The organism is Cupriavidus taiwanensis, from assembly GCF_900250115.1.
GTDB classification, from domain to species: Bacteria; Pseudomonadota; Gammaproteobacteria; order Burkholderiales; family Burkholderiaceae; genus Cupriavidus; species Cupriavidus taiwanensis_B.
Map to the genome: position 1 here is coordinate 1,809,532 of NZ_LT984803.1, position 26,232 is coordinate 1,835,763.

The window sequence follows — 26,232 nt, forward strand, 5'->3', positions numbered from 1 at the left end:
ATGGCTTCAGTCGACCAGCAGCACGATCTTGCCGACGTGCTGGTCTTGCTTCATGTATGCATGCGCCGCGTGGATGTCGGTCATGGCGAAGGTGCGGTCGATCGGCAGCCGCACACGGCCCGCGCGCAGGAACGGCAACAGGTCGCGCGCGCACGCCTGGATGCATTCGAGCCGCTCCTGCTCGGTACGGGTACGGAAGGTCACGCCGATCAGCTGCAGGCGCTTGAGCCACAGCTGGGCCAGGTCGATCTGCGCCGTGGCCGAGCCCAGCCGCGCGATGTTCACGAGCCGGCCCTGGACCGCGAGGCTCTTCATATTGGCTTCGAACACCGGCCCGCCGACCGTGTCGATGATCACGTCGACGCCCTTGTTGCCGGTCGCCGCCATCACCTTCTCGACCTGGTCGTCAGTCGACGAGTCGATGCCGACGTCCACGCCGTACTGGCTGAGCTTGTCGAGCTTGGCAGCCGAGCGCGACTGGGCCATGACCGGCCTGGCGCCCATCAGCGACGCGATCTGGATGGCGGCCATGGCCACGCCGCCCGACGCGCCGTTGACCAGCACCGACTCTCCCGGCTGGAGCCGCCCGTTCACCACCAGCGCGTCGTGCGCGGTGATAAAGACATTGGGGAACGCGGCGGCATCGATCCACGACATGCCATCCGGCACGGCGATCAGCGCCATCGGGTCCGACACCACATACTCGGCCTGGCAGCCCTTGCCGTGCCCCATGACCCGGTCGCCCTTGCGCCAGCCGTGCACGCCGTCGCCGACTTCGGCCACCTCGCCCGCGAACTCGACGCCAGTGGTGATGGTATTGCCGGTACGCAACTCCTTCGCCTGGTTGATCTCACCGCGGTTCAGGCCCGACGCACGCACCCTGACCAAAACCTGCCCCGGCCCCGCGACCGGCGCCGGAATATCCTGCACCTCGACCGTGCCGCCCTCCGGGCCCGGCACCACACGAATTGCTTTCACCATTGACTCCTTCCTGGTTTCCTTCTGTTCCTGGCTGCCAATCTCAAGCACACCCGAGCGCCGCCGCACGGATCAGCGCAAGCCGCGTCAGCGCGCGTTCGGCCGCGGCTTCTCCGCCAGGATGGTTGCCCCGCACAAACGGCGCCCGCAGGTCTTCGATGGCCGCCAGTGCGGCCACCGGCTTTTCCGCCGCCACTGACAGCCGCCGGAACTCATTCACCGTCAGCAAATACGTGTGAAACACATCCTGCTGCGCCGGCGCAGTCCCAAGCTTGTGGAGCAGCACGTTCAGCCAGTGCGTGCCGGCGAGCATGGCGGCTTCGATCGTCATCTCGTAGTCGGCCGGTCCGCATTTCTGCAGCGATGCCTCGATGCGGCGGGCTATCGCGATGTGTCCTTCAATGTCCATGTGCGCCCCCTTCCATGCGCGTCGCCAGCAAAGCCAGGCAATGCCGCAGCGCCGTGTCGCAGCTGCGGGCGATCGCATCGGTCGGGACCAGGCCCTCGCGCAGGCACGGGTCGCGGTAATGCTCGATGCGCTCCATGTCGTCCATCATCGCCGCGATGTCGGCGGGTACGGGCGCTTCCACTTTCGGGCGCCCGACATGCAGCACGTCACCCAGCGGCCGGAGCGCCGCCTGCAGCTTGCCGTCAGGTTGCGGCACCAGATAGACGCCGGGTTGCGTGGCGAACATGTCGTCGTCCAGCGTGATCCCGGCCTGATGCAGTGCTGCATTGACCGCATGTGTGCCGGCCGTCATGCCGGCCCAGAACCACAGCTCGAAATCCTGGAGCGGATCCAGGCGCTCGCGCAGTGCCTGAAGCTTCGCAATCTTTTCCAGGTGTGACACCACCTTCATGCCTGTCTCCTGCTGTTGAACAGATTGGCGCAGAACTGTGGCGCCGTTGACATGACGATAGACACGCCGCATGCCGATGTCAACAACTTCTATATAGGACTTTCATGGAGGAGTAGTGGTTTTCTCGGATGAATGCGCGATTCGTCTTGACTAAGCCCGGTGCAATTCCCTACATTGCACTCAACACCTATACAGGAGTTGATCAATGCCCCGAGCCATCGTACTGAACCCAACCGACAATGTGGCCACGCTGCTGGACGCGGGCCACGCCGGGCAAGTGTGCGTCCTGCAAGGCGAGCGGTCAGGAGAACTGGTCCTGCTGCAGGACGTGCCCTTCGGCCACAAGATTTGCATCACCGACACGCCTTCGGGCGTCGACATCGTCAAGTACGGCCAGGTGATCGGCCGCGCCAGTCACATGATCCGGGCCGGCGAACACATGCACGTTCACAACATCGAATCGGCGCGCGCGCGCGGCGACCTGCACCAGGGCTGACACAGATGGCAACCACCTTTCTCGGATATCCGCGCGAAAACGGCGCGGTCGGCGTGCGCAACTGGGTCGCCGTCGTTTCGGTCATGGACAACTGCAACCCGGTGACGCGCACGATTGCGCGCACCGTTGGCGGCTGCATTCCCGTCACCACGCTGTTCGTGCGCGGCCAGTTCGGCGCGGACCTCGATTTCGCGTTCGAATCGCTGGCCGGGCTGGGCCGCAATCCCAATATCGCGGCGGTGCTGCTGGTGGGCCTGGAGCCTTCGTCCACGGAAGAGGTGGCGCGCCGCATCCAGGCCAGCGGCAAGCCGATCGAGCGCGTGCACCTGCAACCCAACGGCACCGTCGACTGCATCGCCGAAGGCACGCGCAAGGCGGCCAGGCTGTCGCTGGCCGCGTCGCGTGCGCGCCGCGTGCCGTGCCCGGTGTCGTCACTGGTGATCGGCGTGGAATGCGGCGGATCGGATACCACCTCGGGCCTGAGCTGCAATCCGGTCATCGGCCGCATGGCGGACATGGTGATCGCCGAAGGCGGCACCGTGATCATCTCGGAGACCTCGGAGTTCATCGGCGCCGATCACCTGTTCGCCGAACGCGCCGCCGACGGCCGCGTGCGCGAGGCCTTCGTCACCGCGGTGCGCAATATGGAAAACCTGGCGATCTCGCGCGGCGTCGACATGCGCGAAGACCAGCCTTCGCCCGACAACAAGCGCGGTGGCCTGACCACCGTCGAGGAAAAAGCGCTGGGCGCCATGGCCAAGGCCGGCAGCACGCCGCTGGTGGGCGTGCTGCGCTACGGGGAGGCACCGCGCAAGCCGGGCCTGCATTTCATGGACGCACCGGCCGCGGCAGTGGAAAATCTGACTGCGCTTGCCGCCGGCGGGTGCCAGCTCACGTTCTTCGGCACGGGCGTGGGCAACCCGATCGGCAGCATGGTGGCACCGACCGTCAAGGTGTGCGGCAACGTCAATACGCTGCAGACCATGGCCGACAACATAGATTTCGACGTCAGCGGCGTCCTGCAGCACGGAGAGAAGATCTCCGACCTCGGCGAGCAGCTGTATGCCTATGCGATGGACATCGCATCGGGCACGCAACTGACCAGCGAGGTGCTCGATGTCCGGGAGATCGCGATCAGTCGATTCGCACTGAGCCTCTGAGCAACCATGACCAAACTGAACAGCGTCTCCGACGCGATCATCCGCTCCATCGAATCCGGCGCACTGCGCGAGGGCGACCGCCTGCCGTCAGAGGCAGAGCTGGCCGCCATGCATGGGGTAAGCGTCGGCACCATTCAGAAAGCGCTGATCCGGCTGACGCACTCGGGACTGATCACGCGCGAACAGGGGCGCGGCACCTTCGTGTCCGGTACGCGGGTTGCGCCGGCGGACGTGCGCTACCTGCGCTTTCGCGACGAAGAGGGCAACGAGCTGCCGTCCTACGTCCACGCGCGCTCGGTCAAGCGCATCAAGAAGAAGGGGCCGTGGGCGGACTTCCTCGAAGGCGATGGCTACGTGCGCATCGAGCGCGTGATCAACGTCGGCGGGCGCTTTGACCTGTACAGCGAATTCTGGCTGCGCGAGGAAGACTTCGCGCAACTGGGCGGACTCGACCGCGAGGCGCTCGAGAAGAACCTGCGCGAACTGATCGGCCAGCGCCTGTCGCTGCCGACGCTGCGCGTGGACCAGTGGATCCGCTTTGAAAAGCCGCCGGCAACGGTCGCGCGCCAGCTCGGCATCGACCCCGAGGCGCCGGCCTTCATCATGGAAATGCGCGGCTACACGCTGCGCGACCAGCCGCTCTATTACCAGTCGGTCTACGCCGCGCCGTTCACCGAGCGGCTGATGATCGTGCGGGAGAAATCGTCATGACGACCCGATGGAATGTCCAAGGCCTGGAGCAATGGACGTCGGCCGTATTCGAATCGTGCGGCGTGGCGCCCGAACATGCCGTCGAGGCCGCCACCGCGCTCGTGCGCAGCGAACTGCGCGGCTACAAGACGCATGGCATGACGCGCGTGCCGTCCTACGTCGATCGCCTCCGCGCCGGCGACTTCAATCCGCGCGCGGCGATGTCGCACCGCGCCTTTGCCGGTGGCATCGTGCTGGACGCCGATGGCGCCATGGGCCAGGTTGCCGGGCCGCATGCCGTCCGGCTCGGGCTTGAGGCCCTGGAAGCGAGCGCGTCCGTGCTGGTCGCGGTGCAGGCGTGCGGCCACCTCGGCGCACTCGGCATCCATGCACTGCTCGCGGCCGAGGCCGGCGCGTTCTGCATGGTCGGCCAGCGCACCCCGCCGGTGCTCGGCATGGAAGGCTTCTCCGGCCCCGCCATCGGCCACAACCCGATCGCCTTCGGCTGTCCGCTGCCGGGCCAGGCGCCGATCGTATTCGACGTGGCGTGCAGCGTTGCCGCGCGCGGCCACATCCTGCTTGCCGCCCGCGAGGGCAAACCCATTCCCGAAGGCTGGGCGCTCGATGCCGACGGCCAGCCGACCACCGATGCGCAACGCGCGCTCGCCGGCTCGCTGCTGCCCACGGGCGGCCACAAGGGCATCGGCATCGCCATGATGGTGGAGTGCCTGGCGGGTGCGCTGGCCGCCACGGCAGATTCGCTATCGCCGGAGCGCAACCACGTCGGCAGCGGCGGCGCGGTCGGACGCCAGGGCGGCTTTGTCTGGCTGGTCAAGCCCGAGGCCTTCTCCGGCCAGGGCGTCTTCGCCGACTACATGGCGCAGTGGACCGGAAATTACCTTGCCGCCGGCGGCGGGGATGCAAGGCTCCCCGGCCACCGCGGCGACACGCTGGAGCGCGAGGGCCGCGCACGCGGCGTCGCGCTGCCCGATGCCATCGCCCGTGAACTGGGCGCGCTGGGCCAGCAGCTAGGTATCCCCTTTCCCGACTGATCCGGCCGCATAGACATAGAGATTGCAGAGATCCGGGCTACCGGCAGACGCTGGCCGTCCCTACCCCATCAAACACACTGGCTCAATCCGCCCCATGAACGCTCCAATTCTCCCCGACGCGGCCCGGAAGGCCATGGCAGCCGTCTCGATCGACGACAAGTACGCGCTCGAATCCGGCCGCGCCTACATGAGCGGCGTGCAGGCGCTGGTGCGCCTGCCGCTGCTGCAACGCCGGCGCGACGCCATGGCGGGCCACAACACCGCGGCGTTCATTTCCGGCTACCGCGGCTCGCCGCTCGGCAACTATGACCAGGCCATGTGGCAGGCGAAGAAGTACCTCGCCGACAACCACGTCGTGTTCAAGCCCGGCGTCAACGAAGAGCTCGGCGTCACGGCCGTGTGGGGATCGCAGCAGCTGGACTTCGATGCGGACAGCAAGAAGTACGACGGCGTGTTCGGCATCTGGTACGGCAAGGGCCCCGGCGTCGACCGCAGCGGCGACGCGCTCAAGCATGCCAACCTGGCCGGCACGTCGCGGCTCGGCGGCGTGATCGCGCTGGCCGGCGACGACCACGTGTCCAAGAGCAGCACGCTGGCGCACCAGAGCGACCACACCTTTATCGCCTGCGGCCTGCCGGTGTTGTTCCCGTCGAACGTGCAGGACATCCTGGACCTGGGCGTGCACGCGTTCGCCATGAGCCGCTTCAGCGGCCTGTGGTCCGGCATGAAGACCGTGCAGGAGGTGGTGGAATCGGGCTCGTCGGTCATCACGGATTCGGACCGCGTGCGCATCGTGCTGCCCGAAGACTTCGCCATGCCCGAGGGCGGCCTGCATATCCGCTGGCCCGACGACCCGCTCGCCGCCGAGGCGCGCATGATGGAGTTCAAGTGGCCGGCGGCACTCGCCTACGTGCGCGCCAACCGCCTGAACCGCAACGTGGTGGAAGGCCCGAACGACCGCTTCGGCATCATCGCCAGCGGCAAGGCCTACAGCGATACGCGCCAGGCGCTGCTCGACCTGGGGCTCGACGACGCCACCTGCCGCGCACTCGGCATCCGCGTCCACAAGGTCAGCGTGGTGTGGCCGCTTGAATCGCTCAGCGTGCGCGAGTTCGCGCATGGCCTGCGCGAAGTGCTGGTGGTGGAAGAAAAGCGCCCGCTCATCGAGCAGCAGCTCAAGGACGAGCTGTACCACTATCCCGAGCAGGCGCGCCCGGCCGTGTTCGGCAAGTACCACCACACCGAAGGCGTGGGCGGCGAATGGAGCCACGCGCGGCCGGCCGAGGACTGGCTGCTGCGCGCCAAGGCCGACCTGTCGCCGGCGCTGGTGGCCAAGGCCATCGCAAAGCGTCTCAAGGCACTCGGCGTGCCCGCCGACGTGGCCGCACGCATGGACGTGCGCCTGAACGAAATCGAGGCCAAGGAGCGCGCCACCGCCCAGGGCGATTCGCGCGGCACCGACCGCCTGCCGTGGTTCTGCCCGGGCTGCCCGCACAACACCAGCACCAAGGTGCCGGAAGGCTCGGTCGCCACCGCCGGCATCGGCTGCCACGGCATGGTGGTGTGGATGGATCGCTCGACCGGGTCGTGGTCGCAGATGGGCGGTGAAGGCGTGCACTGGATGGGCCAGTCGGAGTTCAGCAAGCGCAAGCACATGTTCGCGAACCTGGGCGACGGCACCTACAACCACTCCGGCCTGCTGGCGGTGCGCCAGTCGATCCACGCCGGCGTGAACATGACCTACAAGATCCTGTTCAACAGCGCCGTGGCCATGACCGGCGGCCAGCCGGTTGACGGGCAGCTTGACGTACCGGCGATGTCGCGCGAACTGCATGCAGAAGGCGCCCGCCAGATCGTGGTGGTCACGGACGAGCCGGAAAAGTACAAGGGCGTCGCCAACCTCGCGACGGGCCTCACCGTGCGCCATCGCGACGAACTCGACGCCGTGCAGCGCGAACTGCGCGAAGTGAGCGGCGTCACCGCCATCATCTACGACCAGACCTGCGCCACCAAGAAGCGCCGCGAACGCAAGCGCGGCACCATGGCCGATCCCGACAAGCGCGTGGTCATCAACGAACTGGTGTGCGAAGGCTGCGGCGACTGCTCGGTGGAGAGCAACTGCCTGGCCGTGCAGCCGGTGGAAACCGAGTTCGGCCGCAAGCGCAAGGTGAACCAGGACACCTGCAACAAGGACTTCTCTTGCACCAAGGGTTTCTGCCCGAGCTTCGTCACGGTCGAGGGCGGCAAGCTCAGGAAGCCGTCGACGCATGACAAGACCAATCCCGTGCCGACCGACATCCCGCTGCCCGCGCTGCCCGAGGCGGCCCGCATTGTCGTCGCCGGCATCGGCGGCACCGGGATCGTGACCATCGGCGGCGTGCTGGGCATGGCCGCGCACCTGGAAGGCAAGGGCGTGATCACGCAGGACGCCACCGGCATGGCGCAGATGGGCGGGTCAACGTGGAGCCACATCCAGATCGCCGCGAGCCCCGATGCGCTGCACGCGAGCCGCGTCGACATGGCCATGGCGGAGCTCGTGATCGCCTGCGACACGGTGGTGGCGGCCAGCAAGGCAACGATTGCCGCCATGTCGCCGCAGCGCACTTACGTCGTACTGAACAGCCATGTAACCCCGACCGCCGCGTTCGTGCGCAACCCGGACTGGGATCCCCAGACCGAGGAAGCCGTCGGCCGCATCGCGCAGGCCGTGGGCACCGGCCAGGTCGGCAGCTTCGACGCCGAGCAGGTGGCGAAGCAGGTGATGGGCCAGTCGATCTACGCGAACCTGATGATGCTCGGGTACGCATGGCAGAAGGGCCGCGTGCCGCTGTCGCATGACGCGCTGATGCGTGCGATCGAGCTCAACGGCGTGCAGGTCGACAGCAACAAGGCCGCGTTCGAATGGGGCCGGATGTGTGCGCACGACATGTCGCGCGTGCCGATGCGCGCCGCCAATGCACAGGTGATCCAGTTCGTGCGCAAGCCCTCGCTGGACGACCTGATCGCGCGCCACGTCGAGTTCCTGACCGGCTACCAGAACCGCGCCTACGCCGCGCAGTACGAAAGCTTCGTCGACCGCGTCAGGATCGCCGCGTCAGTCACGGGCAGCACACGGCTGACCGAGGCCGTGGCGCGCAGCCTGTTCAAGCTGATGGCCTACAAGGACGAGTACGAGGTGGCCCGCCTGCACACCGGCGCCGCATTCCGCAAGCAGATCGAGTCGATGTTCGAAGGCAACGTGCGCCTGGTACACCATCTTGCGCCGCCGCTGCTCGCGAAGAAGAACGACAAGGGTGAACTCGTCAAGGGAACCTATGGCCCGTGGATGCGTACTGCCTTCGGCGTGCTGGCCAGGTTCAAGGGCCTGCGCGGCACCGCGTTCGATCCGTTCGGCTACACCGCCGAGCGCAAGGAAGAACGCACGCTGATCGCCGAGTACCGCCACTGCATCGAAATGCTGTTGCCGACGCTGTCCGCGCAGAACCTGGAGCTGGCGCTGGAGATCGCACGGCTGCCGATGGACATTCGCGGCTATGGCCACGTCAAGGCACGCAACCTGGACGCCGTGCGGGCGCGCTGGGAACGGCTGACGGCGCAATGGAAGCATGGCGAGGTACGGCGCGAAGCGGCCAGGCCGACCGTCGCCGCGTGAAGACGGCAAGCGAAAGACAAAAGACGAAAGACGAACGGTGAAACCAATCCCCGCAAGCTGAAACGCGGGGACCATCAAAAGGCAACAAGGAGACAAAGCATGAAATCCGTACTGCACCGAGTGGGTCATGCCCTGGGCGCCATTGCACTCGCCGCGGGGGCCGCCAGCGCCCTGGCACAGGGCGGTTATCCGAATCGCCCTGTGCGCATCATCGTGCCGTGGCCGGCTGGTGGCGGCGTCGACACCGTCACGCGTACCGTGGCCGAAAAGATGACGGCGAGCCTTGGCCAGCAGTTCGTGATCGACAACCGGCCGGGCGCCACCGGCAATATCGGCGCCGGCATGGGCGCCAAGGCCGCGCCGGACGGCTACACGCTGCTGGTGGCCAGCGCGCCGATGGCCATCAATGCCAGCCTGCAGAAAAACCTGCCGTTCGACCTCGGCAAGGATTTCGCGCCGCTGGGACTGATGGCGAGTTCGCCCTACATGCTGGTCGTCAATCCCTCGGTTGGCGCATCGGTCAAGGACCTGGTGGCCCGGGCGAAGGCTGAACCCGGCAAGCTGAGCTACGCCTCGGTCGGCCCCGGCACGCAGCAGAACGTGGTCAGCGAGGTCTTCAAGGAAATGGCTCGCGTCGACATCGTCCACGCGCCCTACAAGGGCGGCCCGCAGGCCCTGACCGACATGGTGGGCGGACACATCCACATGATGTTCCACGGCGTGCCGGCGGTGATGCCGTTCGTGAAGGGCGGCCAGCTCAAGGGGATCGCCGTGGCAAGCAAGCAGCGCCTGCCGCTGTTCCCGGACATCCCGACCATGGCGGAGGCCGGTTTCCCGGGCATCGAGGCGAGCGAGTGGTATGGGCTGGTGGCCCCGGCGGGCACGCCGAAGGACATCGTCGCGCTGCTGGGCAAGGAGATCGAAAAGGCGCTGAATGCGCCCGGCGTGCGCCAGCAACTGGCCAGCAAGGGTTATGAACCGGCCAGCGGCGGCTCGCCGGACCAGTTCGCGACCTTCATGGCCGCCGAGCAGAAGAAATGGGCGCTGGCCATCAAGCAGACCGGCTTCCACCTGGAATAGCGCATGGCTGCCCCGCCCGGTGCGGGCGGGGCATGTCCCGATAGCGAACGGGAAGGTCCTGATCCGGCCTCCGGTTCTTACCGCCACAACATTTACCGCCAACCCGTTCCGCTGGCCGGCGCTAGCCACCGCTAGCTGCCGCAATGCATTTCTTCCTGAATCAACACATTACGGCGGTTTTTCGAAAACGATGGTCGCCGCAGGACGTCGATTACTCCCATTCGATCGTCGCCGGCGGTTTCCCCGACACGTCATACACGACCCGGTTCAAACCCCGGACTTCGTTGATGATGCGGTTCGAGCAGCGGCCCAGCAACGCATACGGCAGGTGCGCCCAGTGCGCGGTCATGAAGTCGGTGGTCTGCACCGCGCGCAGCGCGACCACGTAGTCGTAGGTGCGGCCGTCGCCCATCACGCCCACCGACTTCACCGGCAGGAACACGGCGAAGGCCTGGCTGGTCAGGTCGTACCAGCTCTTGCCGACGTGATCGGGCTCGCACAGGCCGGCGGCGGCGTCGTGTTCGGTGGCGATGGTCTTGCGCAGTTCCTCGATGAAGATGGCATCGGCGCGGCGCAGCAGGTCGGCGTAGTCGCGCTTGACTTCGCCGAGGATGCGCACGCCCAGGCCCGGGCCCGGGAACGGGTGGCGGTAGACCATTTCGGGCGGCAGGCCCAGCGCCACGCCAAGCTCGCGCACTTCGTCCTTGAACAGGTCGCGCAACGGCTCCAGCAGCTTCAGGCCCAGCGTCTCGGGCAGGCCGCCAACGTTGTGGTGGCTCTTGATGGTGGTGGCCTTCTTGGTCTTGGTGCCGCCCGACTCGACCACGTCCGGGTAGATCGTGCCCTGTGCCAGCCACTTGGCGTTGGTCAGCTTCTTCGCCTCGGCCTGGAACACTTCAACGAACTCGCGGCCAATGATCTTGCGCTTCTGCTCGGGGTCGGTGACGCCGGCAAGGTGGCCCAGGAACTGGTCGGAGGCATCGACATGCACGACCTTGGCGTGCAGGCGGCCGACGAACATTTCCATCACCAGCTTGCCCTCGTCCTGGCGCAGCAGGCCGTGGTCGACGAACACGCAGGTGAGCTGGTCGCCGATGGCGCGATGGATCAGCGCCGCGGCCACCGACGAGTCGACGCCGCCGGACAGGCCCAGGATGACTTCTTCATCGCCGACCTGCTCGCGGATCTTGGCCACCGCTTCCTCGATATGGTCGCGCATGACCCAGTCGGGCTTGCAGCCGGCGATCTGCAGCACGAAGCGCTCCAGCATCTGGCGGCCCTTGACCGTGTGCGTGACCTCGGGGTGGAACTGCACCGCGTAGTAGTGGCGGGTCTCGTCGGCCATGCCGGCGATCGGGCAGCTCGGCGTGGACGCCATCAGCTTGAAGCCCGGCGGCAGGCCGGTGACCTTGTCGCCATGGCTCATCCACACCTTGAGCATGCCGTGGCCTTCCGGCGTGCGGAAGTCCTCGATGTCCTTGAGCAGCTCGGTATGGCCGTGCGCGCGCATCTCGGCGTAGCCGAATTCGCGCTGGTCGCTCCACTCGACCTTGCCGCCCAGTTGCACCGCCATGGTCTGCATGCCGTAGCAGATGCCCAGCACCGGCACGCCCAGGTCCCACACCGCCTGCGGCGCGCGCAGCTGGTGGTCTTCATAGGTGCTGGCGTGGCTGCCGGACAGGATGATCGCCTTGGGGGCGAATTCGCGCACGAACGCGTCGCTGACGTCGTTCGGGTGGATTTCGCAATAGACGTGCGCCTCGCGGACGCGGCGGGCGATCAGCTGCGTGACCTGCGAGCCGAAATCAAGAATGAGGATTTTGTCGTGCATGATGGGCCGATGGCGTGTCTTCCGGGATGGGCTCGGTCACGACTTCCGTGCCGGGGCCATAGCCCGGCGGCGGCGTGATGACCGGCTCGCGCCGGTATTCTGGGGTATTCGTGGGGCGCGCCGCGGGGGCAACGCCGGGTTCCTTCCTGCTTTCCTGTTCCTGCAGCGCGCGTTCCATCTTCCGTTGCTGTTCGCGCACGCGCACGCGCTTGGCCGCCGGGATCTGCACCACGGCAAAGAACAGCAGCACCACGGCCATGGTCGGCAGCCAGAGCTTGCCGGCGCCTTCCAGCGGCAGCTCCAGGAACACCATCCAGGCGATGATGAGCACCGCGCTGGCGAGGTTCACGTAGCCGGCGGTACGCGCTACCGGCACCGTCAGCTGGCCATTGAAGGCGGCCTGCCACAGCAGCACCGACAGACCCACCAGCGCCACGCCCAGCAGCTGTCCGAACAGCGCCGGCTGCGGCTGCGGCAACTGCAGCGCCGCGTACAGCGTGGTGAACGGGGACATCAGCAGCAGGATGCCCAGCAGCAGGTCCACCAGGGCATCGAAAAACAGCACGGCTCGCAGCAACACCTTCATTGGCGCTCCTCGTCTTGGCCCCGGCCGGTGGTGCGGCGGGCATCAGGACAACGCCTGCGTGGCGCGCGGCCAGGTTCGGATGGGATGGTGGTCGAGCGCGGGCACGCGCCGGCGCCCCGCCCCGATGCCGGCGGCCGCGCACCGCCTGCAGGGACGGTGCGCGGCCGCGGGACATCAGTCGATATGGTAGTTCGGCGCTTCCTTGGTGATCTGCACGTCGTGCACATGCGATTCGCGCATGCCGGCTGCCGTGATCTGGACGAACTGCGCGCTCTCGTGCCAGTCGGCAATCGACTTGCTGCCGCAATAGCCCATCGAGGCCCGCACGCCGCCGGTCAGCTGGTGGATGATCGCCATCACCGAGCCCTTGTACGGCACGCGCCCTTCGATGCCTTCGGGCACCAGCTTGTCGACGTTGGCGGTGTTGTCTTCCTGGAAGTAGCGGTCGGCCGCGCCGTCCTTCATCGCACCCACCGAACCCATGCCGCGGTAGCTCTTGAACGAGCGGCCCTGGAACAGGAAGGTTTCGCCCGGCGCTTCCTCGGTGCCCGAGAACATGCCGCCCATCATCACGGTGTGCGCGCCGGCCGCGAGGGCCTTGGCCACATCGCCGGAATAACGCACGCCGCCGTCGGCGATCAGCGGCACGCCGGTGCCCTTGAGCGCTTCGGCCACGTTGGAGACGGCGGTGATCTGCGGCACGCCGACGCCGGCAACGATACGCGTGGTGCAGATCGAGCCCGGGCCGATGCCGACCTTGACGCCGTCGGCGCCATGCTCGACCAGCGCTCGCGCGGCCTCGCCGGTGGCGATATTGCCGCCAACCACCTGTACCTGCGGGAAGTTCTGCTTGACCCAGCGCACGCGGTCCAGCACGCCCTGGCTATGACCGTGCGCCGTATCCACCACAATCACATCGACGCCGGCCTTGACCAGCAGCTCGACGCGCTCGTCGTTGTCCGGGCCCACGCCGACCGCGGCGCCAACGCGCAGCTGGCCGTGGTCATCCTTGCTGGCGAGCGGGTTGTCCACCGCCTTCTGGATGTCCTTCACCGTGATCAGGCCGCGCAGCTCGAAGGCCTGGTTCACCACCACCACGCGCTCGAGGCGGTGGCGGTTCATCAGCCGCTTGGCTTCGTCCAGCGGCGCGCCCTCGGCCACGGTCACCAGCTTGTCGCGCGGCGTCATCTTGGCGCGCACCGGGGCGTCGAGCTCTTCTTCGAAGCGCAGGTCGCGGTTGGTGATGATGCCGACCACGGCCTTGCCCTCGACCACCGGGAATCCGGAAATGCCGTGCTGCTGCGACAGCGCGATCACATCGCGGATCTTCATGTCTGGCGAAATGGTGATCGGATCACGCAGCACGCCGGACTCGTAGCGCTTGACGCGCGCGACTTCGCGGGCCTGGTCGGCGGGCTTCAGGTTCTTGTGGACGATGCCGATGCCGCCGGCCTGCGCCATGGAAATCGCCAGGCGCGCTTCCGTCACGGTGTCCATCGCCGCGGATACCAGCGGGATGTTCAGTTCGATGGAGCGGGTCAGGCTGGTGCGGAGGGAAACATCCCGGGGAAGGACGGCCGAATAGGCCGGGACGAGCAGCACGTCATCGAATGTGAGTGCTTTCTGGACAAGACGCATAGCAAATCCTCTAGGCGCAAAACCGAATTATACAGGAATGCGCGATTTGCTGAGGTCCGGCAACGGCGTTTCCGGGGTGCCGTCTGCTATGCTCGTTGTCTTTTTATCCGGGCACGGCGAAGTATGGGAATCGGCGTATTGTGCGGGCTGCTGGCTGGTGCGTTCTGGGGCATGGTGTTTATCGCCCCCAAGCTGCTGCCCGCGTTTTCGCCGTGGGAACTGGCCATCGGCCGCTATCTGGCGTACGGGCTGGTGGCGTGCGTGGCGGCGCTGCCGCTGCTGCGCCGCATCGCGCGCAAGCTGACCCGCGCCGACTGCGTGGCGCTGCTGCGCCAGGCCTTTACCGGCAACCTGCTCTACTACGTGCTGCTGGCCTTTGGCGTGCAACTGGCCGGGGTCGGCCCGACCTCGCTGATCATCGGCATCCTGCCGATCTCGGTCACCATCATGGGCCGGCGCGACCATGGCGCGGTGCCGCTGGCGCGGCTGCTGTGGCCGCTGCTGGTGGTGGCCGCCGGCATTGCCTGCATCAATATCGACCTGTTCGGCGGCGGCCAGAGCGCCCATGCGGCGGCGGCCGGCGACGTGGCACGGCCGGTGTGGCAGAAGCTGGCGGGAGTCTGCTGCGCTGCCGGCGCGCTGGTCTGCTGGACCCTCTACGCAGTCGACAATGCGCGCTACCTGCAGCGCAACCCGCATTACAGCGGCAATGAATGGTCGGCGCTGTACGGGCTGTCGACCGGCGCGGTGTCCGCGATGCTGGCTGCGGTTGGCTGGATCATCGCCGGCGACACCCTGGGCGCCGCCGACAGCGGCCGCGACTGGCAGTGGTTCTGGATGGTCAACGCCGCGGTCGCGCTGGGCGCTTCGCTGATCGGAAACAACCTGTGGAACATCGCCAGCCGGCGACTGCCGCTGACGCTGTCGGGCCAGATGATCGTGTTCGAAACGCTGTTCGCGCTGGCCTATGGCTTCGTCTTCGAGCAGCGCTGGCCGCGGCCGCTGGAAATCGCCGCGATCGTGTTGCTGATGGTCGGCGTGGCCTGGTCGGTGCGCTTGCACGCCACCGACAAGTCTGCGTAGACTAGCGAACCATGGCGCGGGGGTCACACGCGCCATCTAAAAGTACAAGGCACACCCAGGGTCAAACCGGCGCTTCGCTTGCCATGCGGGCGAACGCCACGCCATCGCCGCGCTGTCCTGCCGCGGCATCGCCATGCCTGCAGCCGGCGGCCCGTGCCTCGAGAGCCACTCTGAGACGTCCCGCCATGCTACGATCGTCCGCGCCGTGCCTGCTTGCCGCTACCCTTGCCGCCGTTCTGGCCGCACCCGCGCCGGCCCTCGCCTACTGGCAGTGGCGCGATGCCAACGGCCACATGGTCTACAGCGACGTGCCGCCGTCCACGGCCGCGGCCAGGGCCCTGCGCGCCCCGGGGCGCCATGCCGGCGAGCTCCAGCCGGCCCAGGCGGCCCCGGCAGCGGAGGCCGCCAGCGCCGCCCCGGCTCCCGCCAAGGCCTCGGCCAGGCCCGCCGCACCGACGCCCGAAGAAGCGTTCCAGAAGCGTCGCGAAGCCAGCCTCAAAGCCGCTGCCGACGAAGCCCGCAAGGAAACCGAGGCGGCCGAGCGCGCCGCGCGCTGCGCGCAGCTGCGCAACTACGCCACCGGACTGCAACAGGGCATGCGCGCCGCGGTGGCCGGCCCGGATGGTTCGCTGCAGCACCTGAACAGCGAACAGCGCCAGGCGGAAATCCTCAAGACCAGCGCCAACCTGGAAAAGCATTGCAACTGAAGCCATGAAAAACGGGGCCGCACGGGCCCCGTTTGCTTTGGCGGCAAGGCGCGGCTCAGCTGTTGCCGCGCAACCATTTCTGGCCCTCGCGCGTGCCGCTGGCGCGCTGCTTCTGGACCCGCTTGCGGCGTGCCTGCTTCGGATCCGCGGTCAGCGGCCGGTAGACCTCGACGCGATCGCCGTCGCGCACCACCGTCTCCGGGGTCTTGAGCTTGCCGAAGATGCCCACCCGCATGGTGGCCGGGTCGACCTCCGGGCAGGCCTGCTGCAGTCCGGAGCCGACGATCGCCGCGGCAATCGTGGTGCCCTCGGGGACGTCGATGTCCTTCAGGAACACGGCCCCCGGCCGCGCGTAGCAGACCGCGATATGCACCGTGCCGGCGCTGCGTTCAGCTGGCGCCATAGACCACCTCGGCGCGCTTGACGAAGGCATCGACAAAGGTATTGGCGATCATGCTGAAGACCGGGCCAATGAGCTTTTCCAGCAGCAGGCTGGAAAACTCGTAGTGCAGGTGGAACTCGATCTTGCACGCGTCTTCGCGCAGCGGCGTAAAGCGCCATGACCCGTTGAAGGTCTTGAACGGCCCGTCGGCAAAGGTCATGTCGATACGCGTCGGGCGTTCCTGGGTATTGCGCGTATGGAAGAACTGCTGGATGCCCTTGAAGTGGATATGGATCTTGGCGTCGAGTTTCGTCTCGGTCTGCTCGAACACCTCCACGCCGCCGCACCATGGCAGGAACTTGGGATAGTCCTCCACGCGGGTGACCAGGTCATACATCTGCGCGGCCGAATAACCGAGCAGGACGGATTTATGGACGTCTGCCATGTAAGGGGAAATCTGGCTTGCGGCCATGCCGCGCGCGCTGCGCGGCAGGCATGCGCCTGTGCCGGGGGCTGGTTTGCTAGAATCCCGATTTTAGCCGACCCGCGCGCTCCGCGGCATCCCGCCATGCGGCGCCGCAGCGAACCGGCCGGAATCCAACCTACCGCACCCTACCCGCACGCATGACCATTGCAGATAACAAGAAGGCCTTCTTCGACTATTTCATCGAGGAACGATACGAGGCCGGGATCGTGCTGGAAGGCTGGGAGGTCAAGGCGATCCGCGCCGGGCGGGTGCAGATCAAGGAAGGCTATGTGGTGGTGCGCGACGCCGAGATGTTCCTGATCGGCGCCCATATCAGCCCGCTGCAGAGCGCCTCCACCCACGTCAAGCCCGATCCGGTGCGCACGCGCAAGCTGCTGCTCAAGGCCGACGAAATCAAGAAGCTGATCGGCAAGGTCGAGCAGCGCGGCTACACGCTGGTGCCGCTGAACCTGCATTACACCCGCGGCCGCGTCAAGTGCGAGATCGGCCTGGCCAAGGGCAAGAAGCAGTTCGACAAGCGCGAGACCGAGAAACAGCGCGATTGGCAGCGCGAGAAGGCCCGCATCATGAAGGGCGACACCAAGGCATAGCGCCGCCCGCCCGCGCCTGCGTGTTCAGGCGCCGGCCTTCTGCCCCTTCACGATCTGCAGCGCTGACGCGATCATGCTGCTCATCTCGCCCAGGTTGCCGGGCACGATCAGCGTATTGCCTTGCTTGGCCAGGTTGCCGAATGCGGCAACATATTCCTCGGCCACCTTCAGGTTGACCGCGTCCATGCCGCCTTCGGTGCGGATCGCGTTGCCGATCTTCTGGATCGCCTGCGCGTTCGCCTCGGCCACGGCCAGGATGGCCTGGGCCTCGCCCTGCGCGGTATTGATCGCCGCCTGCTTCTCGCCTTCCGATTTCTGGATCGCCGCCTCGCGCGCGCCCGAGGCCAGGTTGATCTGTTCCTGGCGCCTGCCTTCCGACGCGGCGATCAGCGCCCGCTTTTCCCGCTCGGCGGTGATCTGCGCCTGCATCGCATGCAGGATCTCCTTGGGCGGGGTCAGGTCCTTGATCTCGTAGCGCAGCACCTTCACGCCCCAGTTGGAAGCGGCTTCATCCAGCGCATTGACCACGCTGTGATTGATGAACTCGCGCTCCTCGAAGGTCTTGTCCAGCTCCAGCTTGCCGATCACCGAGCGCAGCGTGGTCTGCGACAGCTGCGTGATCGCGACCACGAAATTGCTGGAGCCGTACGACGCCTTCATCGGGTCGGTGACCTGGAAGTACAGCACGCCGTCGACCTGCAGCTGCGTGTTGTCCTTGGTGATGCAGACCTGGCTGGGCACGTCCAGCGGGATTTCCTTGAGCACGTGCTTGTAGGCGACGCGGTCGACGAACGGCACCACGATCGACAGCCCCGGCGTCAGGGTCGCGTGATAGCGGCCCAGGCGCTCCAGCACCCAGGCATGCTGCTGCGGCACGATCTTGATGCCCTTGGCAATCAGCACGATGACGGCGATGAGGATGATCAGCGGCAGCAAACCAAGCTGAAAAGCGAGCATGTAACGACCCTCCAGGCAGAATACATCGGTACGGCGCCGCCGGTCGGCGGCAGGCGGAACACACCGCGGCCGCGGCCGCGATGCGCGAAAGACTCGGAAGACAGGGCTTCAGCGGGGCGATACCACCAGCGTGCTGCCGCGCACCGCGACGATGCGGTAGCGGCCCGGCGCAAGGGCGCGATCGGGGGGGCAATCTGGCGCCAGCTCGACGGTCCAGTCGGCGCCGCGATACGGCACGCGCGCGCGCCGGTTGGCATCCCACGCGGGCACGTCGAGCTCCTGGCCGATATCGAGGTTGACGTTGGGATCGGCCGCGGCATTGCCGCGGCGCAGCTTGCCGAAGCGGGTACCCCGCAGCCCGGCGATCAGCGCCGCCGCGACCAGCGCTCCGATCAGTGTCTGCGCCGCGGGCGATGCGCCGAGCAAGGCGGCCACGCCGGCGGCGGCCAGTCCCACCGCCACCATCAGCAGGTAGAACGTGCCGGTGTTCAGTTCGACGATCACCAGCAGCACCGCTGCCACGAACCAGATGTAGTACGCCATCCAAGCTCCCGTTCGTCCACGGATTTCCCGAAAAAGTAAAAGCCCCGCAGCGCCATACAGCGTCTGCGGGGCTTTGCAACACCTGACGCAGGGCCGGTGCCTCCGCCGGCTGCCCGAGGGCGCCGGCATCGTTATTGTGACGTCAAAGGCCTCAGGAAGCCAGCTGTTGCCAGGTCTCGACCACCGAGTCCGGATTCAGCGAGATCGACTTGATGCCTTCCTTGGCCAGCCAGGCGGCAAAGTCCGGATGGTCCGAAGGACCCTGGCCGCAGATGCCGACGTACTTGTCCAGGCGGATGCAGGCCGAGATCGCGCGCGACAGCATGAAGCACACCGCCGGATCGCGCTCGTCGAAGTCCTTGGCCAGCAGCTCCATGCCCGAGTCGCGGTCCAGGCCCAGCGTCAGCTGGGTCAGGTCGTTCGAGCCGATCGAGAAGCCGTCGAAGAACTGCAGGAACTCTTCGGCCAGGATCGCGTTGGACGGCACTTCGCACATCATGATGATGCGCAGGCCGTTCTCGCCGCGCTTCAGGCCATGCTTGGCCAGCAGCTCGATCACCTTCTCGGCCTGGCCGAGCGTGCGCACGAACGGCACCATGATCTCGACGTTGGTCAGGCCCATTTCGTCGCGCACGCGCTTCATGGCCTTGCATTCCATCTCGAAGGCCTCGGCGAAGTCTTCGGCGATGTAGCGCGAGGCGCCACGGAAGCCCAGCATCGGGTTCTCTTCATCCGGCTCGTAGCGTGAGCCGCCGATCAGCTTCTTGTACTCGTTGGACTTGAAGTCCGACAGGCGCACGATCACGGGCTTCGGGTAGAAGGCCGCGCCGATGGTGGCGATGCCCTCGGCCAGCTTGTCGACGTAGAACGCGCGCGGGCTGGCGTGGCCGCGGGCCACGCTTTCGACGGCCTTCTTCAGGTCGGCATCGACCTGCGGGTAGTCGAGGATGGCCTTCGGGTGGACGCCGATATTGTTGTTGATGATGAATTCCAGGCGGGCCAGGCCGACGCCGTTGTTCGGGATCTGCGCGAAGTCGAACGCCAGCTGGGGGTTGCCGACGTTCATCATCAGCTTGACGTCGATCTCGGGCATCTCGCCGCGCTGGACCTCGGTCACTTCGGTTTCCAGCAGGCCGTCGTAGATGCGGCCTTCGTCGCCCTCGGCGCACGACACCGTCACCAGCGTGCCGTCCTTGAGCACGTCGGTGGCATCGCCGCAGCCGACCACCGCCGGTACGCCCAGTTCCCGCGCGATGATGGCGGCGTGGCAGGTACGGCCGCCACGGTTGGTGACGATGGCCGAGGCGCGCTTCATCACCGGCTCCCAGTTCGGGTCGGTCATGTCGGCGACCAGCACGTCGCCGGGCTGCACGCGTTCCATCTCGGACGGGTCGTTGATCACGCGCACCGGGCCGGTGCCGATCTTCTGGCCGATGGCGCGGCCGCTGGTCAGCACCGGGGCGGTGCCCTTGAGCTTGAAGCGCTGCTCGGCCTTGCCGGCCGACTGGCTCTTCACGGTTTCCGGGCGGGCCTGCAGGATGTAGATCTTGCCGTCCTTGCCGTCCTTGCCCCACTCGATGTCCATCGGGCGGCCATAGTGCTTCTCGATGATCATCGCGTAGCGCGCCAGCTCGGTCACGTCGTCGTCGGTGATCGAGTAGCGGTTGCGCAATTCGCCCGGCACGTCGACGGTCTTGACGCGGCCGGCTTCGCCCGGCTTGGTGAATTCCATCTTGATCAGCTTGGAGCCGATCGAGCGGCGGATGATCGGGTACTTGCCGGCCTGCAGGGTCGGCTTGAAGACGTAGAACTCGTCCGGGTTGACCGCGCCCTGCACCACGGTTTCGCCCAGGCCGTAGCTGGAGGTGATGAAGACCACGTCGGGGAAGCCCGATTCGGTGTCGATGGTGAACATCACGCCGGAAGCGGCCAGGTCCGAGCGCACCATGCGCTGGATGCCGGCGGACAGCGCCACCACGTCATGGGCAAAGCCCTTGTGCACGCGGTAGGAGATGGCGCGGTCGTTGTACAGCGAGGCGAACACGTGCTTGATCTTGTCGAGCACGTCGTCGATGCCGCTGACGTTCAGGTAGGACTCCTGCTGGCCGGCGAACGAGGCGTCGGGCAGGTCTTCGGCGGTGGCCGACGAGCGCACCGCGAACGAGGCTTCGGCGCCTTCGCGCTCGGACACGCGCGCGTAGAACTCGCGGATTTCCTGTTCCAGGCGCGGCTGGAACGGCGCGGTCGCGACCCAGTCGCGGATCTCGGCGCCGGCCTCGGCCAGGGCCTTGACGTCGTCGACGTTCAGGGTCTTCAGGCGCTGCGAGATGCGCTCGGTCAGGTTGTTGTGGGCAAGGAAGTCGCGGAAGGCCAGCGCGGTGGTGGCAAAGCCGCCCGGAACCCGGACGCCGGCTTCCGCCAGCTGGGAGATCATCTCGCCCAGCGACGAATTCTTGCCGCCGACGATTTCCACGTCAGCCATGCGCAACTGCTCGAACGGCAGCACATAGGCGCCGTTATCTGCCTGGTTAGTCATGAGAGCCTCAAAACAAAGTAGAAAACTGGTTGCGCATGCCCGGTATGTTGTTGATGTTCTGTTCCCGGACGGATCGCTTGGCTAAGCAACCCCGGACTGGCGCTGCGGACCTGGCGCTACGGCTCTCATCGCGCAGCGCGCATTGTCGACAATTCCGGGCGCAGTTTGTGGCGCGCGCATGTTGCGGAGCCGGCCACCCTATGGAATTGCTTAGCGAAAAGATCGCCGCTATTCTACCGTGCTGCGCCGCACTTTTCTGCGGAAGATTCAATCTATTTATTCCACCCTCCCCATGTCCCAGCCAGAAGCGCCCGGAACGGCGACACCCGGGTCCAAGCCTGGAACTCAGCCCGAAACCCCTGCGGCGCCTACGCCCCAGGCAGCCGAGCGCCCCGCGGTGCGCACCGTGTTCATCGTCTCGGATGGCACCGGCATCACCGCCGAGACCTTCAGCCACTCCATCCTGGCCCAGTTCGAAATGCGCTTCCGCAAGGTGCGCATGCCCTTTGTCGATACCCCGGAAAAGGCACATATCGCCGTCGGCAAGATCAACGAGGCGTTCCACAACGAAGGCGTGCCGCCGATCGTCTTCACCACGCTGGTCAACCAGGAAGCGAACAAGGCGCTGCGCCGCGCCAAGGCGATGATCCTGGACATGTTCCAGACCTTCATCGAGCCGCTCGAGAAGGAACTGGGCGTGAAATCCACCCACGCCATCGGCCGTTTCCACCAGAATGCGGACACCGAGGCCTACAAGAACCGGATCGAGGCGATCAACTTCTCGCTGGCGCATGATGACGGCCAGTCACACAAGAACCTGGAGGAAGCCGATGTGATCCTGGTGGGCGTGTCGCGCAGCGGCAAGACCCCGACCAGCCTCTACCTGGCGATGCAGTACGGGCTGAAGGCGGCCAACTATCCGCTGATTCCCGACGACTTCGAGCGCGGCAGGCTGCCGTCGGCGCTCTATGCGTTCAAGCCGAAGATCTTCGGCCTGTCGATCGACCCGCAGCGCCTGACCGAGATCCGCAACGAGCGCCGCCCCGGCAGCAAGTACGCCGCGCTGGAAAACTGCCGCTACGAGGTCAACGAGGCCGAGGCGATGATGCGGCGCGAAGGCATCAAGTGGCTGTCGTCGACGCACAAGTCGATCGAAGAGATCGCGACCACGATCCTGCAGGAGATCAAGGTCGATCGCGACAACTACTGAAGCAAAAAAGCGGCCGTACTGGCCGCTTTTTTGTGGGCCGCGCGGCCCCGGTCAGCCGGCGCGCCGCTGGCGCACCGCCTCGAACAGGCAGATCGCCGTCGCCGCGGCGACGTTCAGCGACTCCATCCCGCCCGGTTGCGGAATGCCGACCTTGCGCGTCACATGCGCCATCCAGCCCTCGCTGACCCCTGCCCCTTCGTTGCCGACCACCCACGCCACCGGTCCGCGCAGGTCGGTATCGAACACCGCGGTCTCGGCGTGCGACGAGGTCGCCAGCAGCGGGATCGCCAGGCGCGGCGCCAGCGCCTCGAGCGTGCAATGCTCGACGATATTCAGGTGGAAGTTCGCGCCCATGCCGGCGCGCAGGGTCTTGACCGACCACGCGAAGGCGCAACCGGTGGCAAGGAAGGCGTCGCGGATGCCCGCCGCGGCCGCGCTGCGCAGGATCGAGCCGACGTTGCCGGCGTCCTGCACCCCGTCCAGGATGATGCAGTCCTGCTCGATGCGCGCCGGCAGGCGGCCCGCCGGCGTCTCGATCACCAGCATCAGGTCGATGCCATTGACCACGCCGCTGATCTGCGTGAACAGCGCATCGGCCAGCACCACCACGCGCTCGCTATCCACCTGCGCCAGCAGCGGCGCCACTTCGGCGTGGTCGTAGTGGCGCTCCGACACCACGCAGGTCACCGGCTGGCCGCGCGCGGCGACGTAGGCCTGCGCCAGGTGCACGCCGTCGAGCAGCGACTGGCCCGCCTTGCGGCGCTGGTGCGTGGAACCGGCAAGCGCCTTCAGGTGCTTGAACAGCGCGTTGTCGCGCGAGGTGACGTGCTTCACGATGCTTCGGGTGGCAGGAAGGTGCCGAGCTTGGCGGCGGCGGGCGCGGCACCGGCAAAGGCGTCTGCGTCAGCGTCGGCGTCGGCGTCGGCCTCAACGATGGCAATGTCTTCGATGGCTGGCGCGGCGGCGGCCATGGCGGTAAACAACGGCCGCAGCGCCAGCGCCTCGCGCACGGGCGCGAACGAGCGGCGGTGGTGCGGGGTCGCGCCGAATTCGGCCAGCGCGGCCATATGCTGCGGGGTGCCGTAGCCGACGTGCGAATCGAAGCCATACTGCGGATAGGCCGCGTGCAGCTCCATCAGGGCACGGTCGCGCGCCACCTTGGCCAGGATCGACGCCGCCGAGATCGCCTTGACCAGCGCATCGCCCTTGACGATGGCTTCGACCGGGTACGCCACCTGCGGGCAGCGGTTGCCGTCGACCTGCACCAGGTCCGGCACCACGCCGCTGGCGGCCAGGCCCTGCACGGCACGCTGCATCGCCAGCATGCTGGCGTGCAGGATGTTGATGGTATCGATTTCCTCGACCGTGGCGAAGGCGATATGCCAGCCCAGCGCGCGCTCGCAGATCTTCTCGTACAGCGCCTCGCGTTTGGCGGCGGTGAGGATCTTGGAATCGGCCAGGCCGCGGATCGGGCGTTTCGGGTCGAGCACCACCGCGGCGGCATAGACCGGGCCAGCCAGCGGGCCGCGGCCGGCCTCGTCGACGCCGCACAGGCGCTGGATGGCGCCGGCGGCCGGCGCCAGGTCCAGTCCCAGCTGCGGCGAGGCAGCATGGCGGCGTGCCATCAGACGGTCCCCCGGCTGCGCAACAGGTCGACCACCACATCGGCCGCCAGTTGCGCGGTGTTGCACTTGAGCGTCTCGTGCATGCGCGTGAAATGCTCGTACAGGAAGGCGGTGTTGCCCTCGTCGTTGAGCTGCAGCAGGGTCTCGCGCGCCAGCGCCTCGGGCGTGGCGTCGTCCTGCAGCAACTCGGGCACGACAAAGCGCCCTGAAAGGATATTAGGCAATCCCACGTAAGGCAGATAACCCTGGCGCTTCATGATCTGCGCGGTCAGCCAGGGCACCTTGTACGAGATCACCATCGGCTTCTTGTACAGCGCCGCCTCGAGCGTGGCGGTGCCGCTCGCCAGCAGCACCACGTCGGCGGCCTCCATGGCCTGGTGCGACTTGCCGTCGACAATGGTAAGGCACAGTTCCGGATGCTGGTGGTGCAAGTCTTCGACGATGGCGCGCAGCGGTGCGCTGGCCGCCGGCAACACGAACGCCAGCTTCGGGTCCATGCGCTGCATGCGAGCCATCGCCGCGAAAAAGGTGGCGCCGAGGTTGCGCACCTCGGACTGGCGGCTGCCCGGCAGCACTGCCACCACGCGGTGTCCGGCCGGCAACTTCAGCGCGGCGCGCGCGCCGGCCACGTCGGGCACCATCGGGATCACGTCGGCGAGCGGATGGCCCACGTAGGTGGCCGGAATGCCGGCCCTGGCGTAGATCTCGGGCTCGAACGGGAACAGGCACAGGATGTGGTCGACCGCGCGCGCGATGGTGCGGATGCGCCCGCCGCGCCAGGCCCAGATCGACGGGCTGACGAAATGCACCACCGGGATGCCGGCGCGGCGCAGCGGCACTTCCAGGCCGAAATTGAAGTCGGGGGCATCGACGCCGATAAAACACAGCGGCGGCTCGGCCAGCAGCCACTCGCGCACCGCGCGCCGCGTGGCGAGGATCTCGCGCAGCGAGCCCAGTACCTCGACGTAGCCGTTGACCGACAGCGTTTCCATCGGCCAGCGCGAGGCGAAGCCCTGCGCCATCATGCGCTTGCCGCCGATGCCGGCGTAGTCGACGCTCTCGCCGGTCTCGGCCAGGCGGGCCTGCAGCCCGCCCATCATCAGCGAGGCCAGCAGGTCGCCCGAGGCCTCGCCGGCCACCATGGCGATGGTGCCGCGCTTGCCCGCGGCGCTACCGTTGCCCGCGGGCAGGTCCTTCCGAATCGCGGCGTCAGCCATGTGGGACCGGTCTCAGCGCACGATGCCGCGCTGGGTGGCGGCAAGGAAGTCGACAAAGGCCTGCAGCGGCGCCGCGGTGCCGGCATCCACCTGGGCCAGCAGTGCGGCAATCTCGTTGCGCGCCTCGTCGAAGCTGAGGTCGGACTTGTAAAGCAGCTTGTAGGCCTGGCGCAGTGCGGCGATCTGGCCGGCGTCGAAACCGCGGCGGCGCAGCCCTTCGACATTGATGCCGTGCGGCGTGGCCTTGTTGCCGCTCTTGTCGCTGGCCGCAATCACGTACGGCGGCACGTCCTGCACCAGTGCCGAGGCGCCGCCCAGCATCGCATGGGCGCCGATGCGCACGAACTGGTGCACGCCGCTCATGCCGCCCAGGATGGCCCAGTCGCCGACCTCGACGTGGCCGGCGATCTGCGCGTTGCTGGAAAACACGGTGTGGTTGCCGACCATGCAGTCATGGGCGATATGGACGTAGGCCATGATCCAGTTGTCGTTGCCGATGCTGGTCAGGCCGCGGTCCTGCACCGTGCCGGTGTGGATCGTGGTGAATTCGCGGATGGTGTTGCGGTCGCCGATCTCGAGCCGGGTCGGCTCGTTGCGGTACTTCATGTCCTGCGGCACGCCGCCGACCGAGGCATAGGGGCCGATGTTGTTGCCCGCGCCGATCGTGGTATGGCCCTCGACCGTCGTATGCGAGCCGATCCGGGTGCCGCTGCCGATCCGCACGTTGGGGCCGACGATGGAGAACGGGCCGACGCTCACGTCGGCGGCCAGCTCAGCCTTCGGGTCGACCAGTGCGGTGGGGTGGATTTGCGTCATGCGTACTGTCCTGTGATGGGTCTGGTGAAGGATGGGCCAATGCGCCGGGCAAAGGT

Annotated in this window: 25 protein-coding genes; 10 read left to right on the forward strand and 15 right to left on the reverse strand. The window is 67.0% G+C overall.

Annotated features, from left to right (window positions below):
* Positions 1 to 6: 6 nt before the first annotated feature.
* The 3 genes from CBM2586_RS08570 to CBM2586_RS08580 are packed head-to-tail and all read right to left on the reverse strand — an operon-like array spanning position 7 to position 1,838.
* The gene (locus CBM2586_RS08570; protein ID WP_115688710.1) at positions 7 to 978 is read right to left on the reverse strand and encodes a zinc-binding dehydrogenase; all 972 of its coding nucleotides are present in this window, start codon (positions 976 to 978) and stop codon (positions 7 to 9) included.
* A 43-nt stretch (positions 979 to 1,021) separates the two neighbouring features.
* On the reverse strand, positions 1,022 to 1,387 hold the full coding sequence (locus CBM2586_RS08575) for a hypothetical protein (protein WP_115687242.1): 366 nt from the start codon (positions 1,385 to 1,387) through the stop codon (positions 1,022 to 1,024).
* Positions 1,377 to 1,838, reverse strand: coding sequence for a hypothetical protein (locus tag CBM2586_RS08580; protein WP_115687243.1), 462 nt, complete (start codon positions 1,836 to 1,838; stop codon positions 1,377 to 1,379). The genes CBM2586_RS08575 and CBM2586_RS08580 overlap by 11 nt, the downstream gene beginning before the upstream one ends.
* Before the next feature lie 205 nt (positions 1,839 to 2,043).
* Here CBM2586_RS08580 and CBM2586_RS08585 point away from each other — a divergent pair, with 205 nt between their 5' ends.
* The 6 genes from CBM2586_RS08585 to CBM2586_RS08610 all read left to right on the forward strand — a co-directional run bounded on the left by CBM2586_RS08585 (position 2,044) and on the right by CBM2586_RS08610 (position 9,968).
* A complete protein-coding gene (locus CBM2586_RS08585; protein ID WP_115687244.1) occupies positions 2,044 to 2,334 on the forward strand; it encodes a UxaA family hydrolase in 291 nt (96 codons plus the stop codon).
* Positions 2,335 to 2,339: 5 nt separating this feature from the next.
* Positions 2,340 to 3,494: a UxaA family hydrolase gene (locus CBM2586_RS08590; protein WP_115687245.1), complete on the forward strand. Its 1,155-nt coding sequence runs from the start codon at positions 2,340 to 2,342 to the stop codon at positions 3,492 to 3,494.
* 6 nt (positions 3,495 to 3,500) lie between these two features.
* The gene (locus CBM2586_RS08595) at positions 3,501 to 4,205 is read left to right on the forward strand and encodes a GntR family transcriptional regulator (protein WP_011301409.1); all 705 of its coding nucleotides are present in this window, start codon (positions 3,501 to 3,503) and stop codon (positions 4,203 to 4,205) included.
* On the forward strand, positions 4,202 to 5,236 hold the full coding sequence (locus tag CBM2586_RS08600) for an Ldh family oxidoreductase (RefSeq protein ID WP_115687246.1): 1,035 nt from the start codon (positions 4,202 to 4,204) through the stop codon (positions 5,234 to 5,236). Before CBM2586_RS08595 ends, CBM2586_RS08600 begins: the two co-directional genes overlap by 4 nt.
* Before the next feature lie 94 nt (positions 5,237 to 5,330).
* Positions 5,331 to 8,888 carry an indolepyruvate ferredoxin oxidoreductase family protein gene (locus CBM2586_RS08605; protein WP_115687247.1) on the forward strand — a complete coding sequence of 1,186 codons (3,558 nt, stop codon included), beginning with the start codon at positions 5,331 to 5,333 and terminating at the stop codon, positions 8,886 to 8,888.
* A gap of 99 nt (positions 8,889 to 8,987) precedes the next feature.
* Positions 8,988 to 9,968, forward strand: a complete 981-nt coding sequence (locus CBM2586_RS08610) for a tripartite tricarboxylate transporter substrate binding protein (RefSeq protein WP_115662007.1) — start codon at positions 8,988 to 8,990, stop codon at positions 9,966 to 9,968.
* A gap of 211 nt (positions 9,969 to 10,179) precedes the next feature.
* On the opposite strand, the gene guaA is transcribed toward CBM2586_RS08610, so the two are convergent.
* From guaA to guaB, 3 genes are all read right to left on the reverse strand, one after another.
* Positions 10,180 to 11,799 carry a glutamine-hydrolyzing GMP synthase gene (gene guaA / locus CBM2586_RS08615; RefSeq protein WP_115662006.1) on the reverse strand — a complete coding sequence of 540 codons (1,620 nt, stop codon included), beginning with the start codon at positions 11,797 to 11,799 and terminating at the stop codon, positions 10,180 to 10,182.
* Positions 11,774 to 12,385 (reverse strand): hypothetical protein, encoded by a 612-nt coding sequence (locus CBM2586_RS08620; protein WP_115662005.1) that lies wholly within the window; start codon positions 12,383 to 12,385, stop codon positions 11,774 to 11,776. Before CBM2586_RS08620 ends, guaA begins: the two co-directional genes overlap by 26 nt.
* Before the next feature lie 174 nt (positions 12,386 to 12,559).
* Positions 12,560 to 14,023, reverse strand: coding sequence for an IMP dehydrogenase (guaB, locus tag CBM2586_RS08625; RefSeq protein WP_115687248.1), 1,464 nt, complete (start codon positions 14,021 to 14,023; stop codon positions 12,560 to 12,562).
* A 123-nt stretch (positions 14,024 to 14,146) separates the two neighbouring features.
* Here guaB and CBM2586_RS08630 point away from each other — a divergent pair, with 123 nt between their 5' ends.
* Positions 14,147 to 15,106, forward strand: a complete 960-nt coding sequence (locus tag CBM2586_RS08630) for a DMT family transporter (RefSeq protein WP_115662003.1) — start codon at positions 14,147 to 14,149, stop codon at positions 15,104 to 15,106.
* A gap of 185 nt (positions 15,107 to 15,291) precedes the next feature.
* Positions 15,292 to 15,813 carry a DUF4124 domain-containing protein gene (locus tag CBM2586_RS08635; protein ID WP_115687249.1) on the forward strand — a complete coding sequence of 174 codons (522 nt, stop codon included), beginning with the start codon at positions 15,292 to 15,294 and terminating at the stop codon, positions 15,811 to 15,813.
* 55 nt (positions 15,814 to 15,868) lie between these two features.
* On the opposite strand, the gene CBM2586_RS08640 is transcribed toward CBM2586_RS08635, so the two are convergent.
* Together CBM2586_RS08640 and CBM2586_RS08645 are read right to left on the reverse strand one after the other, a co-directional pair.
* Positions 15,869 to 16,216: an RnfH family protein gene (locus CBM2586_RS08640; protein ID WP_115687250.1), complete on the reverse strand. Its 348-nt coding sequence runs from the start codon at positions 16,214 to 16,216 to the stop codon at positions 15,869 to 15,871.
* Complete coding sequence (locus CBM2586_RS08645; protein ID WP_115663733.1) at positions 16,203 to 16,640, reverse strand: type II toxin-antitoxin system RatA family toxin; 438 nt, start codon at positions 16,638 to 16,640, stop codon at positions 16,203 to 16,205. Before CBM2586_RS08645 ends, CBM2586_RS08640 begins: the two co-directional genes overlap by 14 nt.
* Before the next feature lie 179 nt (positions 16,641 to 16,819).
* On the opposite strand from CBM2586_RS08645, the gene smpB reads away from it, so the two are divergent.
* Positions 16,820 to 17,272 carry an SsrA-binding protein SmpB gene (gene smpB, locus CBM2586_RS08650; RefSeq protein ID WP_115662000.1) on the forward strand — a complete coding sequence of 151 codons (453 nt, stop codon included), beginning with the start codon at positions 16,820 to 16,822 and terminating at the stop codon, positions 17,270 to 17,272.
* A gap of 24 nt (positions 17,273 to 17,296) precedes the next feature.
* Here smpB and CBM2586_RS08655 read toward each other — a convergent pair whose 3' ends face one another.
* From CBM2586_RS08655 to ppsA, 3 genes are all read right to left on the reverse strand, one after another.
* Positions 17,297 to 18,229: an SPFH domain-containing protein gene (locus tag CBM2586_RS08655; protein ID WP_115661999.1), complete on the reverse strand. Its 933-nt coding sequence runs from the start codon at positions 18,227 to 18,229 to the stop codon at positions 17,297 to 17,299.
* Between the two features lie 108 nt (positions 18,230 to 18,337).
* Positions 18,338 to 18,772 carry an NfeD family protein gene (locus tag CBM2586_RS08660; protein WP_115661998.1) on the reverse strand — a complete coding sequence of 145 codons (435 nt, stop codon included), beginning with the start codon at positions 18,770 to 18,772 and terminating at the stop codon, positions 18,338 to 18,340.
* A gap of 151 nt (positions 18,773 to 18,923) precedes the next feature.
* Complete coding sequence (ppsA, locus tag CBM2586_RS08665; RefSeq protein ID WP_115661997.1) at positions 18,924 to 21,308, reverse strand: phosphoenolpyruvate synthase; 2,385 nt, start codon at positions 21,306 to 21,308, stop codon at positions 18,924 to 18,926.
* Between the two features lie 406 nt (positions 21,309 to 21,714).
* Between ppsA and ppsR the strand changes: the two genes are divergently transcribed.
* Positions 21,715 to 22,518 carry a posphoenolpyruvate synthetase regulatory kinase/phosphorylase PpsR gene (gene ppsR, locus CBM2586_RS08670; RefSeq protein WP_172587068.1) on the forward strand — a complete coding sequence of 268 codons (804 nt, stop codon included), beginning with the start codon at positions 21,715 to 21,717 and terminating at the stop codon, positions 22,516 to 22,518.
* Between the two features lie 51 nt (positions 22,519 to 22,569).
* On the opposite strand, the gene CBM2586_RS08675 is transcribed toward ppsR, so the two are convergent.
* The 4 genes from CBM2586_RS08675 to lpxA form a co-directional block, all read right to left on the reverse strand.
* Positions 22,570 to 23,352, reverse strand: coding sequence for a TrmH family RNA methyltransferase (locus CBM2586_RS08675; RefSeq protein ID WP_115687252.1), 783 nt, complete (start codon positions 23,350 to 23,352; stop codon positions 22,570 to 22,572).
* On the reverse strand, positions 23,349 to 24,143 hold the full coding sequence (gene rnhB / locus CBM2586_RS08680) for a ribonuclease HII (RefSeq protein ID WP_115687253.1): 795 nt from the start codon (positions 24,141 to 24,143) through the stop codon (positions 23,349 to 23,351). Before rnhB ends, CBM2586_RS08675 begins: the two co-directional genes overlap by 4 nt.
* Positions 24,143 to 25,285 (reverse strand): lipid-A-disaccharide synthase, encoded by a 1,143-nt coding sequence (gene lpxB, locus CBM2586_RS08685; protein WP_373424215.1) that lies wholly within the window; start codon positions 25,283 to 25,285, stop codon positions 24,143 to 24,145. The genes rnhB and lpxB overlap by 1 nt, the downstream gene beginning before the upstream one ends.
* Before the next feature lie 87 nt (positions 25,286 to 25,372).
* Positions 25,373 to 26,176 (reverse strand): acyl-ACP--UDP-N-acetylglucosamine O-acyltransferase, encoded by an 804-nt coding sequence (gene lpxA / locus CBM2586_RS08690; RefSeq protein WP_115661993.1) that lies wholly within the window; start codon positions 26,174 to 26,176, stop codon positions 25,373 to 25,375.
* Between the last annotated feature and the right edge of the window lie 56 nt (positions 26,177 to 26,232).

What these genes read in the sequence shown, in the direction of transcription:
- rnhB (WP_115687253.1), bottom strand. Translation starts at nt 24,143, where the DNA reads ATGGCACGCCGCCATGCTGCCTCGCCGCAGCTGGGACTGGACCTGGCG.
- CBM2586_RS08655 (WP_115661999.1), bottom strand. Translation starts at nt 18,229, where the DNA reads ATGCTCGCTTTTCAGCTTGGTTTGCTGCCGCTGATCATCCTCATCGCC.
- CBM2586_RS08580 (WP_115687243.1), bottom strand. Translation starts at nt 1,838, where the DNA reads ATGAAGGTGGTGTCACACCTGGAAAAGATTGCGAAGCTTCAGGCACTG.
- CBM2586_RS08640 (WP_115687250.1), bottom strand. Translation starts at nt 16,216, where the DNA reads ATGGCGCCAGCTGAACGCAGCGCCGGCACGGTGCATATCGCGGTCTGC.
- CBM2586_RS08610 (WP_115662007.1), top strand. Translation starts at nt 8,988, where the DNA reads ATGAAATCCGTACTGCACCGAGTGGGTCATGCCCTGGGCGCCATTGCA.
- CBM2586_RS08630 (WP_115662003.1), top strand. Translation starts at nt 14,147, where the DNA reads ATGGGAATCGGCGTATTGTGCGGGCTGCTGGCTGGTGCGTTCTGGGGC.
- lpxA (WP_115661993.1), bottom strand. Translation starts at nt 26,176, where the DNA reads ATGACGCAAATCCACCCCACCGCACTGGTCGACCCGAAGGCTGAGCTG.
- ppsA (WP_115661997.1), bottom strand. Translation starts at nt 21,308, where the DNA reads ATGACTAACCAGGCAGATAACGGCGCCTATGTGCTGCCGTTCGAGCAG.
- CBM2586_RS08590 (WP_115687245.1), top strand. Translation starts at nt 2,340, where the DNA reads ATGGCAACCACCTTTCTCGGATATCCGCGCGAAAACGGCGCGGTCGGC.
- CBM2586_RS08600 (WP_115687246.1), top strand. Translation starts at nt 4,202, where the DNA reads ATGACGACCCGATGGAATGTCCAAGGCCTGGAGCAATGGACGTCGGCC.
- CBM2586_RS08620 (WP_115662005.1), bottom strand. Translation starts at nt 12,385, where the DNA reads ATGAAGGTGTTGCTGCGAGCCGTGCTGTTTTTCGATGCCCTGGTGGAC.
- CBM2586_RS08575 (WP_115687242.1), bottom strand. Translation starts at nt 1,387, where the DNA reads ATGGACATTGAAGGACACATCGCGATAGCCCGCCGCATCGAGGCATCG.
- CBM2586_RS08605 (WP_115687247.1), top strand. Translation starts at nt 5,331, where the DNA reads ATGAACGCTCCAATTCTCCCCGACGCGGCCCGGAAGGCCATGGCAGCC.
- lpxB (WP_373424215.1), bottom strand. Translation starts at nt 25,285, where the DNA reads ATGGTGGCCGGCGAGGCCTCGGGCGACCTGCTGGCCTCGCTGATGATG.
- guaA (WP_115662006.1), bottom strand. Translation starts at nt 11,799, where the DNA reads ATGCACGACAAAATCCTCATTCTTGATTTCGGCTCGCAGGTCACGCAG.
- smpB (WP_115662000.1), top strand. Translation starts at nt 16,820, where the DNA reads ATGACCATTGCAGATAACAAGAAGGCCTTCTTCGACTATTTCATCGAG.
- CBM2586_RS08635 (WP_115687249.1), top strand. Translation starts at nt 15,292, where the DNA reads ATGCTACGATCGTCCGCGCCGTGCCTGCTTGCCGCTACCCTTGCCGCC.
- guaB (WP_115687248.1), bottom strand. Translation starts at nt 14,023, where the DNA reads ATGCGTCTTGTCCAGAAAGCACTCACATTCGATGACGTGCTGCTCGTC.
- CBM2586_RS08585 (WP_115687244.1), top strand. Translation starts at nt 2,044, where the DNA reads ATGCCCCGAGCCATCGTACTGAACCCAACCGACAATGTGGCCACGCTG.
- CBM2586_RS08660 (WP_115661998.1), bottom strand. Translation starts at nt 18,772, where the DNA reads ATGGCGTACTACATCTGGTTCGTGGCAGCGGTGCTGCTGGTGATCGTC.
- CBM2586_RS08595 (WP_011301409.1), top strand. Translation starts at nt 3,501, where the DNA reads ATGACCAAACTGAACAGCGTCTCCGACGCGATCATCCGCTCCATCGAA.
- CBM2586_RS08645 (WP_115663733.1), bottom strand. Translation starts at nt 16,640, where the DNA reads ATGGCAGACGTCCATAAATCCGTCCTGCTCGGTTATTCGGCCGCGCAG.